Origin of the sequence: Erysipelothrix sp. P66, assembly GCF_038682365.1 — a bacterium.
GTDB classification, from domain to species: Bacteria; Bacillota_I; Bacilli_A; order Erysipelotrichales; family Erysipelotrichaceae; genus Erysipelothrix; species Erysipelothrix piscisicarius.
The window spans coordinates 960,341-973,095 of record NZ_CP152290.1 but is presented as its reverse complement, the minus strand read 5'-3'; the positions used below and the strand labels follow the sequence as shown (position 1 = coordinate 973,095).

10 protein-coding genes are annotated in these 12,755 nt (G+C 37.6%); 9 read left to right on the top strand and 1 reads right to left on the bottom strand.

The annotated features are described in order from the left end of the window. Window position 1: 1 nt before the first annotated feature. From AAG186_RS04705 to rbfA, 9 genes are all read left to right on the top strand, one after another. Entirely contained in the window at window positions 2-1,960 is a 1,959-nt protein-coding gene (locus tag AAG186_RS04705) for an ATP-dependent DNA helicase RecG (RefSeq protein ID WP_342621303.1), read from the top strand. 27 nt (window positions 1,961-1,987) lie between these two features. After that, a complete protein-coding gene (rnc, locus tag AAG186_RS04700) occupies window positions 1,988-2,668 on the top strand; it encodes a ribonuclease III (protein ID WP_003773729.1) in 681 nt (226 codons plus the stop codon). A gap of 16 nt (window positions 2,669-2,684) precedes the next feature. After that, window positions 2,685-6,986, top strand: coding sequence for a PolC-type DNA polymerase III (locus tag AAG186_RS04695; protein WP_342621302.1), 4,302 nt, complete (start codon window positions 2,685-2,687; stop codon window positions 6,984-6,986). 149 nt (window positions 6,987-7,135) lie between these two features. Beyond that, window positions 7,136-7,567 (top strand): ribosome assembly cofactor RimP, encoded by a 432-nt coding sequence (locus AAG186_RS04690; RefSeq protein WP_125164473.1) that lies wholly within the window; start codon window positions 7,136-7,138, stop codon window positions 7,565-7,567. A 12-nt stretch (window positions 7,568-7,579) separates the two neighbouring features. Next, window positions 7,580-9,145, top strand: coding sequence for a transcription termination factor NusA (gene nusA, locus AAG186_RS04685; protein ID WP_342621301.1), 1,566 nt, complete (start codon window positions 7,580-7,582; stop codon window positions 9,143-9,145). 16 nt (window positions 9,146-9,161) lie between these two features. Next, window positions 9,162-9,416, top strand: a complete 255-nt coding sequence (locus AAG186_RS04680; protein ID WP_125164475.1) for a YlxR family protein — start codon at window positions 9,162-9,164, stop codon at window positions 9,414-9,416. Next, window positions 9,406-9,732: a ribosomal L7Ae/L30e/S12e/Gadd45 family protein gene (locus tag AAG186_RS04675; RefSeq protein WP_125164476.1), complete on the top strand. Its 327-nt coding sequence runs from the start codon at window positions 9,406-9,408 to the stop codon at window positions 9,730-9,732. Before AAG186_RS04680 ends, AAG186_RS04675 begins: the two co-directional genes overlap by 11 nt. Further along, window positions 9,725-11,581 (top strand): translation initiation factor IF-2, encoded by a 1,857-nt coding sequence (infB, locus tag AAG186_RS04670; protein ID WP_342621300.1) that lies wholly within the window; start codon window positions 9,725-9,727, stop codon window positions 11,579-11,581. Before AAG186_RS04675 ends, infB begins: the two co-directional genes overlap by 8 nt. A gap of 17 nt (window positions 11,582-11,598) precedes the next feature. Next, window positions 11,599-11,934, top strand: a complete 336-nt coding sequence (gene rbfA, locus AAG186_RS04665; RefSeq protein WP_125164478.1) for a 30S ribosome-binding factor RbfA — start codon at window positions 11,599-11,601, stop codon at window positions 11,932-11,934. A gap of 85 nt (window positions 11,935-12,019) precedes the next feature. On the opposite strand, the gene AAG186_RS04660 is transcribed toward rbfA, so the two are convergent. Beyond that, window positions 12,020-12,754 (bottom strand): amino acid ABC transporter ATP-binding protein, encoded by a 735-nt coding sequence (locus tag AAG186_RS04660; protein ID WP_125164479.1) that lies wholly within the window; start codon window positions 12,752-12,754, stop codon window positions 12,020-12,022. Window position 12,755 lies beyond the last annotated feature (1 nt).

Genomic DNA, 12,755 nt, shown 5'->3' with positions numbered 1-12,755 from the left:
TATGAAAATCACGGACAAGCAGTTAAAAATCATTGAAACTTACGGTGCGGATTCGCCCGAAAGTTTTTTAATGGTTTTTCCTTATCGATATGAGCGTCTTGAAGCGAAACCATTCGATGCCTGGCGTTCAGGGGATACCGTTGTTTTTTCGGGACGATTATTGGGTGGTTTTAAAAATTTTACATTTCGTAAGAATCAATCTGTAACAAATTTTAAAGTTGTCTATCAGGATGAAATTGTACCCGTCGCGATTTTTAATCGACGTTATCTAAACACGCGTCACTATGAACAAGGAATCGTTGTCGTGGGTGTCGTTGGGAATGATGGCAAAATTACAGCTAAAACGGTAAGTAATAAAGATATTCGTGATATTATCGGGATTAAGCCAATCTACAGTCAAAAATCTGGAATTAAGCAATATGAGATTGAACGTTTGATTGGGAAGATTATTGAAAACGTATCGTTAGCCAATATCATCCCTTCTGAATTTCAGACGCGTTATAAGTTGATGGACCGTTTTGATGCAGTGAAGGCCATTCATATGCCCCAAAGCGAAGTTGAACTTCACCATGGTTTAAGAACTCTTAAATATGAAGAGTTTTTGGCATATCATTTATCCATTAGCTTAAATAACAGTGATCGCGAATATGGTATTTCAAAGGTATTTGATGAAGATCGAATTGCGGCAATGGTCAACGAGCTTCCTTTTAAGTTAACGGTCGACCAAGTTCAGTCGTTAAATGATATTCTTGATGATTTAAAAGAGACTAAAAAAATGAATCGTTTGCTTCAAGGTGATGTTGGTAGTGGTAAGACAATTGTTGCATTTCTTTCTGCATTTGCGTGTTATTTAGCTGGTTATCAAGTAGCAATCATGGTACCGACGGAATTACTCTTAATGCAGCATGTGAGAGCATTTCAAAAACTTTTTCCACATGTAGACTGTGTGGTATTGTCGCAAGGGGTTGATCAGCGGGATCAAGTGCTTCAAGCAATTGCTACAGGAAAGGTTCTTGTTGTTTTTGGTACCCATGCTCTTTTCCAAAAAGATGTTATTTTTGATAATTTGGGATTCGTGATTATTGATGAGCAACACCGATTTGGTGTTGAACAACGGCGCGCACTCATTGCGAAAGGAAATCACATTGATACCTTAATGCTTTCTGCTACGCCGATTCCACGAACTTTAGCCGCAAGTCTATATTTTGATTTAGACGTGTCAACGATTTCGACTTATCCAAGTCATCGAAAGCAAATCGAAACTCATTGGATTCGTGAAAATTCCCTTCGCAGTATCATGGAACCAATTCAAAAACGATTAAACAATCACGAGCAAATCTATATCGTTTGTGCAGCGATTGATGAAGGGGAACGAGCGGGTGTTAAAAACGTTCACACATTATTGGGTAATTTAAAACCTGTGTTTGCTAATTATAACGTTGATATTGTCCATGGAAAAATGCCGAGTGACTTAAAGAATGCGAAAATGCAGGCATTTGTTTCAGGCGAGATTGACATTCTCATTAGTACAAGTGTTATCGAAGTTGGATTGGATGTTCATAATGCCAATATGATGATTATCTATAATGCTGAGCAATTTGGATTGGCGACCCTCCATCAGCTTCGGGGTCGTGTTGGCCGTGGAAATATCCAAGGCGTATGTTATCTACTGAGTGGTAATGAAAGTGATGAAACGGCTCAACGTATGAATGCGTTGGTTTCTTCACATGATGGATTTGAACTCTCGGTGATTGATATGAGACTTAGAGGATTTGGTGATGTGCTAGGCCAACGTCAATCTGGGCTTCCAAACTTCATACTGGGTGATATCATTAAGGATGAAAATATTTTAAAACAAGCTAAGATTGATGCACTTACCATTGCTCACGATTTAAATAATAAGGATTATGCAGAAATAATTGCGGATGTCGACCGCCGACAGTATTTTAAAACGACATAATGGTGTATAATATTATAAGGTGATAACATGACAAAATGGGATTTATTGGATTCTATGAAGATTCCATACTTTAATAAAGATTTAATTAATAATGCGTTCATTCATTCTTCATATGTAAATGAAGCAGAAGAATTATTGGAAGATAATGAGCGTCTTGAGTTTATGGGCGATGCAGTTTTACAAATTTGTGTATCAGAGCGTCTTTTTAAGCATCAAGATCATTTTAATGAAGGTGATATGACGCTTTATCGCGCAAAATTAGTTTGTGAGGATGCGCTTGCGCAGTACAGTTTAAAACTTAAACTCAATGACTATTTAATGTTGGGAATGGGTGAGGAGAAAAATGGTGGTAGGGTTCGTGTATCCATTATCGCTGACTTGTTTGAAAGTTTTATTGGTGCCCTCTATTTAGACAGTGGTATTGATAGCGTCAATCGAGTGCTTGATTCTGTAATGAATGATGCGTTTAATGAACTTGAATCGTTGAGCATTACGGATTACAAAACAAAGTTACAGGAATATATCCAATCCGATTCACGTAAGTCTGTGAGTTATGAGGTTATTAATGTTGTGGGTCCTTCCAATGCCCCTGAATTTGAAGTCGTTGTAAAGTTGGATGAACTTATTTTTGGCCAAGGAAAAGGCTTATCAAAAAAGAAAGCAGAACAGATGGCTGCAAAGGATGCTTTTGAAAAATTAGTAAAATAATAAAGGAGATGATATCGTGACCGAAATTTTTGACAAACTTGGAATTAATAAAAATTATTCGTTTCATTTTGAGGATGCGGACATTATCTCATGTAAGTATAATCCAGAACAAAAGAAATTGATTCTAAACTTGAAGGTAATGAAAGCATTACCTTTTTCAGTCTATCGAGAGGTAGAAAAGAAATTAAAATTATATACCAAAACGGATGTTGAAATTAAGGTTGAATCTGAGCAATGTGACTTGGACTTTTTAAACATCAGTCAGTACACTGACATGATTGTTAGGGTAAATAATTTATCGGCAGTCAAAGAAGCGTCATTGCAACTTATGAATCAAGAACTTAAGTTACTCTGTATTGATTCTCGTCATCAAGAGGCAACATCGCGTGAATGCGCCATGTTGTGTGATGCTTTGAAATCATATGGCATCCATCTTGATGTTTGTGCAGAAATCTCAGTTGAAAATCTTGCAGATGAAATTTCAGAAATGCCTAAGGTTGATAAAGTTGAGGTCATAGACCGTAAAGTTGTATCAAGAGTACCAAAACGACGAAATGGTAAAGGGAATTATAATCCAATTAAGATGAGTTTGCTTACGGATGAAGCCCGTGATGTTTCGGTTGCTGGGAAGGTGTTTGATGTTGAGGTTCGCGAAACGCGTACAGGGAAATTTATCGCGAAGTATTATTTAAGTGATGGGGAGTCAGCAATTTGTGTTGTTGATTTTGCAGATACTGAAGACGAAATCATTTCAAAAGGAATTTGTATTCGAGTCTTTGGGACCTACGTGTTCGATGCGAAATATGAACGTGATTACATTTTTAAAATGGATCGCTATGAAGAAATCGACAATATTTTCCGCCGTTTTGATACTGCTGATGAAAAACGTGTCGAGTTCCATTTACACACGAAATATTCTGAAATGGACGGTATTAACGATGCTTCAGAATATATGGCTCAAGCTTTTGAATGGGGCCATCCCGGAATGATCATAACGGATCATACGGGTGTTCAAGGTTTTCCTAAAGCGTATGGTAATCTCAAGAAATTACGTTCAAAATATCCAGATCACGCATTTAAACTGGGTTACGGCGTTGAAATGAATATGGTTGATGGTGAACTTAAAATTGTTTCAAATGCACATGGTGAACCACTCCAAACAGGATCATATGTTTCTTTTGACTTGGAAACTACGGGACTTTCAAATTATTATGACCACATTATTGAATTTGGTGGTGTTTTAATTGAGAATGGACGTGTTGTTAAGAAGATGCAAACGTTTATCAAAGCACCAGTTCCGGTTCGACCATTTATTCAAGAATTAACCAATATTACGGATGCTGACTTAATGAGTGCACCTACAATCGAAGAAGCAATGGATGAAATTTTAGAGTTTTTAGGGGACCATGTTCTGGTTGCTCATAACGCCCAATTTGATATTGATTTTATTCAAGAAACTCTTCGCCGAATGGGAAGAGCACCAATTCAAAATGCAGTTATTGATACTCTAGATTTATCGCGTGCTCTTTTTGATAATCGTCGTTCATACCGATTAGGTAGTATTGCGCGATTTATGCGAATCGGTTATGACGAAGGGGTTGCTCACCGGGCAGATTATGATGCGGAAGTATTGTCTCTTGTATTTTTAGAAATGTTGCGCTTAGAGCAATTAAGTTCAATGCAAACGATTGATGAATTACAATCCTTAAATAATGAATCAAGTTTTAAGAAATTACGTAAAAGTCATTGTACAGTAATAGCCAAAACACAATCAAGTATTAAGGATTTATATCAATTAATAACGTTATCTCATACCAAATACCTTGCGTTCTTCGGTAAAACATCGAAAGGTGATGCAGTTATGGCAGAACCGAGAATTCTAAGGAGTGAATTAACGCGTTTTCGCGAGAATTTATTAATTGGGGCAGGATGTACTAATTCAGAACTCTTTGAGATTGCGATGAATAAAAGTCAAGAAGCGCTGGAGCGTTGTATTTCGTTTTATGATTATGTAGAGATTATGCCTTTAGATTTATATGCGCCTTTGTTGGAGAGTCAAGCCATTGAAAGTGAGGACCGTTTAGTTGATATTATTAATCGTATTATTACGACAGCGAATAAACTAAATAAACCGATCTTAGCAGTTGGGAATGTTCATTACAATCATCCAAGTGAAAAAGTCATTCGTGATGTCTATATTCACTCACAAGGGATTGGAGGTTCACGTCATCCGCTCTATATCTTTAATGAGCAACGTCGTATGGCTTTTGAAGCACCCGATCAACATTTTAGAAGTACAACCGAGATGTTGGATGCTTTCGCCTTTTTAGGTCCAGATAAAGCATATGAGTACGTCGTGAAAAATCCCGTGAAATTATTGGATCAAATTGAAGATATCGCACCAAAGAAAAAAGAATTGTTTACCCCGCATTTAGAGAACAGTGATGAGCTCCTTAAGGAAATTGTGTATCGCAATGCCCATAACCTTTACGGAAATCCGCTTCCTGAAATTGTTGAGGCGCGCATTGATCGTGAGCTAAAATCAATTTTTGGTAATGGATATGGAGTTATTTACTATATCTCACATCTTCTTGTAAAGAAATCATTGGATGATGGATATCTTGTCGGATCTCGAGGCTCAGTTGGTTCTTCACTTGTTGCGACCATGGCAGAAATAACCGAAGTTAATCCCTTGGCACCTCATTATGTATGTGACAATTGTCATTATAATGAGTTCTTCCTTGGTGGTGAATACTCTTCAGGATTTGACTTGGACCCGAAAGATTGTCCGAATTGTGGTAAAGCACTGCATTGTGAGGGACAAGATATTCCTTTTGAGACCTTTTTAGGTTTTGAAGGTGATAAAGTACCTGATATTGATTTAAACTTCTCGGGTGATTATCAGGAATTTGCACATGCTTATACGAAAGAAATATTCGGTGAAGAATATGTTTATCGTGCTGGAACAATTTCAACAGTGGCTCAAAAAACTGCTTTTGGTTATGTTCTTGGTTACCATGAAAGTATGAATATTACCAACAGTAATAATGCATGGAATACATATCTTGCGGTTGGTGCCGAAGGGGTTAAACGAACGACTGGACAGCATCCAGGTGGAATTATTGTTGTTCCAGATTACATGGATGTTCATGACTTTACACCCATTCAATATCCTGCGAATAATCCTGATTCGTCGTGGTATACGACGCATTTCGAATTCCATGATATTGATGACAACGTGTTAAAACTTGATATTTTAGGCCATGTCGATCCTACGGCGATGAAGATGTTAGAGCGCCTTACGGGTGTTGACATTCATGATGTGCCGATGAACGATAAAAAAACGTTATCCCTTTTTGGGTCTACAGAAGCATTGGAAGTTGATGAGCGTAAATATCATGAAGTAACAGGGGGACTGGGATTGCCTGAGTTTGGTACTCCATTTGTTCGTGGCATGCTTGAAGCGACACGTCCTAATAAATTCTCTGACTTAGTTCGAATTTCAGGATTATCACACGGAACAGATGTTTGGCGAAATAATGCAGAAGAATTAATAAAACAAGGACTAGCGTTTGATAAGGTAATTGGTTGTCGTGACGATATTATGGTTGACTTGATGCATTATGGCCTTGAAGCAAAAGAAGCATTCACCATTATGGAAAGTGTTCGTAAAGGACGCGGACTCACGGATGATTGGATTGCTTCGATGAAAAAAAATAATGTGCCTGAGTGGTATATCGATTCGTGTTTAAAAATCAAGTACATGTTCCCGAAAGCCCATGCGGTTGCATATGTTATGATGGCGATACGGGTTGCTTGGTTTAAAGTTTACTATGCGCGTGCATATTACGCGGTGTATTTTACATTGCGAGTAAACGCTTATGAGATCGAAACGATGTGTGCTTCACAAGAAATCGTTGCCAGTCGTTTAAACTCAATTAATATGCGCCTAAAGAGTTTCGATACAAAGAAAGACGTTTCGATAAAAGAAAAAAACTTGATTGATACACTTGAAGTAACGCTTGAACTTCAAAGTAGGGGATATAAGGTAAGTCCAATTGATTTAGAATTGTCGAAGGCAACTGAGTTTAGTTTGGATCCGCGCGACGATAAAGCGATTTTACCGCCATTCAATGTTGTTGATGGGTTAGGTGATAATGTTGCCCGTCAGCTTGTGAAGGCGCGAGAAGAGCAACCGTTTATTTCGAAAAAAGATTTAATGACTCGTGGCGGAATCAGCTCAACTTCAGTCAAGAAATTAGACGAGTTGGGTGTTACGACACATCTACAAGATAGTAATCAGATGAGTTTGTTTTAAAAGATTAGATGCTAAAAATTAATCTATTTTTAACTGCTGAAACTGGATGCATAAATTTGCTTTTACCACGGTTTAAGTGTATAATATGCATATACTTTGAAACAGAGGAGTGGTTAAGCCACTCCTTATATATTGTCTAAGGAGCGAATATGGAAAAGTATTTAGAGAAAATTAAACCAACTGCAGAGGCGCTGGGACTTGATATTATTGATGCAGAACTCATTGGCAACGATTTGCTTGAATTGAGTATTGCACGTAAAGACTTCACACCTGTGGACTTAGAAATCTGTGCGAAGGCTGGTGAAGCATTTGGTGAAGCATTGGATTTTGAGATTGGTCTGGATGTAGGTTCTGCTGGTGCAGAACGTGTCATTCTTGAAGAAGATTATGAAAATGTTGTTGATCAATATGTATTAATTAAATTTAAAAATCCAATACAAGGTGCTGACTATGTAGAAGGAACAGTAATATCCGTAGACGAAAACGAGGTTGTTGTATCTTATAGACAAAAAACAGCATTAAAGAAAATTGCAATTGAACGTTTAAATATTAAAATGCTAAGATTAGCGGTTAAAGTTTAAGGAGATAGTGAAATGAACGTTAAGAATGTTATATTAGCGATGCAAGAGATTGAAGATAATCGCAATATTTCAAAAGAGATTATTATTGATGCATTGCAAGACTCATTGATTAAAGCATATCGCAAACAAATCGGGGTTCCGGATGCACTTGTCGATGTAATCATTGATGAAAGAACTCAAGAAATGAAATTATTCCATAAATTCCTTGTGGTTGAAGAAGTAATGGATGACGAATTAGAAGTTGGAATTACAGAACTTCCTGAAGGTGCAGAAGGCCTTCAAGTAGGGGAGTACTACATGATCGAAGAACCAATTGTGGAGTTAGGACGTGCCGCAGCGACGCTTGCGAAAAATGTGATCAAACAAAAAATTCGTGAAGCTGAAAAGCAAGCTGTTTATGATGAATACATTGATCAACTGGGTGAGATGATTATGGCCATGGTTGAAAGTGTTGAAGAAAAATTTGTGGTTCTAAACCTCGGTAAGTCATTGGCAGTCATGCCACGTGCAGCACAAATTGAAGGTGAAACATACCGTGAAGGACAAACACTTAAAGTTGTTATTACGGATGTAAACCGTGATACTAAAGGTGCTCAAATCTTGGTATCGCGTGCTGATGCAATGCTTGTGCGTCGTTTATTTGAAAATGAAGTTCCTGAAATTTTTGAAGGACAAGTTGAGATTAAAGCAATTGCACGTGAAGCAGGTGAACGTACTAAAATCGCCGTATATTCCCATGATTCTGATATTGATCCAATTGGAGCATGTATTGGACCACGTGGAAGTCGTGTTCAAGCCATTATTGAAGAACTTAAAGGTGAAAAAATTGACATCTTTGAGTGGAGTGATAATATGGTTGAGCTCATCAACAATGCACTTGCTCCTGCAGAAGTAATTGCAGTTTATCCAAATGCGGATAATAAGGGCCTTGTGGTTATCGTTGATGACAACCAGCTATCCTTAGCGATTGGTAAACGCGGTAAAAATGCGCGTTTAGCAGTTCGTCTGACAAAACAACGCATTGATATTAAGTCTGTATCTGAAGCGCAAGCAGAAGGTATTGATTATGTTTCCTTAATGGCAGCATATGAAGCAGAAATTCGTTCAAAACAAGTTCGAGACGAAATTGTTGAAGAAATCGAAGACCACGATGAAGTAGTAGAAACAGTCGAAGTTGAAGAATCTACTGATGAAGTAATTCAAGAAGTGGAACAAGACGTTGTCGAAGACGTGACTGAAGAAGAAACTCAACCGGAAGAAGTTGAAGAAACGATTAAAATTGACCGTAAAGATGTTTTCAAACCACGAACAGATTATGTGTCAAAATTCGAACAACTTGCTGATGCATCACGTAAAGAAGAAAGTGATTTACGCCGTCGTAGACGTAAACCAGAACGTGAAGAAGAGAAGCCAGTAAACACAAGCGAACTTCTTAAAGAAAAAGAATATGAAATTCTTCCTGAGTATTCACCTGAAGAACTCAAACAAATTGAGAAACAACAGGCTGCCGAATCGAATTCATGGTTAGAAGAAGAAATTGACTTCGATGAATTTGATGAGTACTACGACGCCGAATAATCTTAGGAGGTGTGTCATGAAGAAAGTACCATTGCGCAAATGTATTGTAACGGGAGAACAACATCCAAAAGCGGATTTGCTTCGCGTTGTATTAACACCCGAGGATACAATTGAAATCGACCCAAGTGGGCGAAAAAACGGGCGTGGAGCATATTTATATGTGACGGAAGAGACCATTGAGAAAGCTCAGAAGTCTCGTGCTCTCGAACGTGCACTGAAAACTAAAGTTCCGGTTGAAATTTATGAGGAGCTTAAGAACTATGTTCGATAAACAAAAAATGTTAAATACGCTTGGTTTATGTCAACGTGGACGAAAGTTAGTTTACGGAGATGAATTGCTTCCAGCAATCACAAAAAACAAAGTGTATGCAGTCGTTTTAGCGGATAATGCATCCGATCGAACACGAAAACAAATCCAAGATAAGTGTAATACAGCGGGAATTCCTGTTATTGGAGGAATTACACGTGAAGAATTGTCGTGGTCAATTGGCATGACAAATCGTGTTGCTGTTGGAGTAAGTGATCGAGGATTTAGTAAAGTATTTAAATCTTACTTAGTAGAAAGAGGTGACGTAGTAAGTGAGTAATAAAAAAAGACAAAGAAATAATAAAAACAAACAGAATCGTAATAATAAGCGTCCCGCTCAGGACAACTTTAAACCGAAAGATAACGTCGTAATTTCGGAGATTGAGTATACTGATGGTATTACGGTTAAGGAATTATCTGAGAAAATTAATAAAAGCCCTGCTGAAGTAATTAAACTTTTATTTATGATGGGAACGATGGTTACGATCAATACGTCTTTAGATGATGATACGGTACAGTTAATCTGTATGGAATATGAAATTGAAGCAACACGTGTTGAGCCTGTTGATGAATTAACATTGGATGATGAAGAAAAAGATGATCCATCAACTTTAGAACAACGTCCTCCAATTGTTACAATTATGGGACATGTTGACCACGGTAAGACAACAACATTGGATACAATTCGTAATACGGATGTCGTTGCGGATGAGTTCGGTGGTATTACCCAACATATTGGGGCTTACCAAATTACTCATAAAGGCAAAAAAATTACCTTTTTAGATACTCCGGGTCATGAGGCTTTTACAGCAATGCGTGCTCGTGGTGCGAGTGTAACCGATATTGTTATTGTTGTCGTTGCTGCGGATGATGGTGTGATGCCACAAACACGTGAGGCAGTTGATCACGCTCGTGCAGCGAACGTTCCACTTATCGTCGCAATTAATAAAATCGATAAACCGAATATTAATATTGATCGTGTATATTCAGAATTTAGTGATCTTGGAGTTATGCCAGAAGAATGGGGTGGAGACACTGTATTCGTTAAAATCTCGGCAAAATCTGGCGAAGGAATTGAAGAATTGCTCGAAACAGTTCTTGTAGCTTCTGAGCTAGAGGAATTGACAGCAAATCCAAATCGCTTGGCGTTTGGTACTGTTATTGAGGCTAAACTTGATAAAAGTCGTGGTCCCGTCGCAACCCTTCTTGTTCAAAAAGGAACATTACGTCAAGGGGATCCAGTTGTAGTAGGAACTACATTTGGTCGAATTCGTAAAATGGTTGATAACCGTGGTCGCGAGTTACAAGAAGCACTACCTTCAATGCCTGTGGAGATTATTGGTCTAAGTGATGTTCCAATTGCAGGGGACTCATTCAGAGCGTTTGATGATGAAAAGAGTTCACGTGCCGTTGCGGATAAACGTAATCAAGCTCGAATTCTAGCAGATCGTAATCAAACAAGTGCATTAAGTCTTGATGATTTATCACAACAAATTGCTGATGGTGAAATTCAAGATATTAATGTTATTCTTAAAACGGATGTTCAAGGTTCAGCAGAAGCGGTTAAAGCAGCGCTGGAACGTATTGAAGTTGGTGATGGACATGATGTTCGTGTAAATGTTATTCGTGCTACTGTAGGTGGTATTACAGAGAATGATATCATGTTAGCATCTGCATCAAATGCTATTATTATTGGATTTAATATCCGACCTACTGCAGCAATTCGAAAGAAAGCTGAAGAAGAAGGAATTGAAATTCGTCTTTACAATATTATCTATAAAGCAATTGAAGCTATGGAAGCAGCGATGAAGGGTATGTTAGCACCTGTGTTTGAAGAAAAAATCTTTGGACAAGCTGAAGTACGTGAAATCTATAAAGTTTCTAAAGTTGGTACAATTGCTGGATGTATGGTTACAGATGGTAAAATGCTTAAAGAATCCGGTGTACGTCTAATGCGTGATGGTGTTGTTATCTATGAAGGACAAATGGCTTCATTAAAACGATTCCAAAATGATGCAAAAGAAGTATCGCAAGGATTTGAATGTGGTATTACAATTGAAAACTTTAATGATATTAAAGATGGTGACGTTATCGAGTCATTTGGTGAAATTGAAGTTGAACAAAAGTAGAACAGAGGTAATTTAATATGACAGTTAAAAAAGAACGTATTGAATCTATCATTAAGCGTGAACTTGCTCCAGTGATTCAAAATCGCTTGAACGATCCAAGTTTAAAGTTTGTCAGCATAACAGAGGTCGATGTTACTAACGATTTCTCGTTTGCGACAATTTATGTTAGTTTTTTAGAAGATGCTAAGAAAAAACCAGGTATGGATGCTTTAAATAAAGCAAAAGGTATGCTTCGTTCAGAAGTGAGTAAGGCATTAAGTATTCGCCGAACTCCTGAGTTAATTTTTAAACTTGATGAATCATCTGAGTATGGTGCTAAGATCGACGGTATCTTAGAATCACTTAAAAAATAATAAAAAAGGCTTGGACTATAAATCCAAGCTTTTTTTATGGGAGTATAAAAAAACGGCATTTACTTGCCGTTTTTTTTGGGTTTAATCATACCTTCATGAATCGTGTTAAGAACTGTTTCGTACGCTCCTCCTTAGGATTCAAGAATAATTCCTCAGGGGATCCTTCTTCCAAAATAATTCCGCTATCCATGAATAAGATGCGGTCACTGACTTCTCGAGCAAAATCCATTTCATGAGTAACAATAAACATGGTATAGCCTTCTTTGGCTAAGCTTTTAATCACTTCAAGTACATCTCCGACCATTTCAGGGTCTAGGGCTGATGTGGGCTCGTCTAAGAGGAGAAATTCGGGTTTCATACATAATGCACGCGCAATCGCAATACGCTGTTTTTGACCTCCAGAAAGCTGTTTAACGCTTTGGTCTTTAAACTCAACCATGCCAACGCGTTCAAGATTTTTAATGGCTTCTGCCTCTGCTTCTTTTGGATCCACTTTTAATACTTTAATCGGGGCAAGCGTACAATTTTCTAATACAGATTTATTGTTAAAAAGATTAAATGACTGAAAGATCATACCAACTTGTGAACGGTATTGATTAATATCCATTCCATGATCCGTTACATCTTCATTGTTAAACGTGATTGTTCCGTTGTCAAACGTTTCAAGAAGGTTAATACAACGTAAAAGTGTTGATTTACCACTACCACTTGAACCAATACACGAAACAACTTCACCTTTTTTTATTTCAAGATTGATGTCTTTCAAAACTTGCAATTCACCAAATGATTTATTTAAATGTGATATGGATAAGAAACTCATT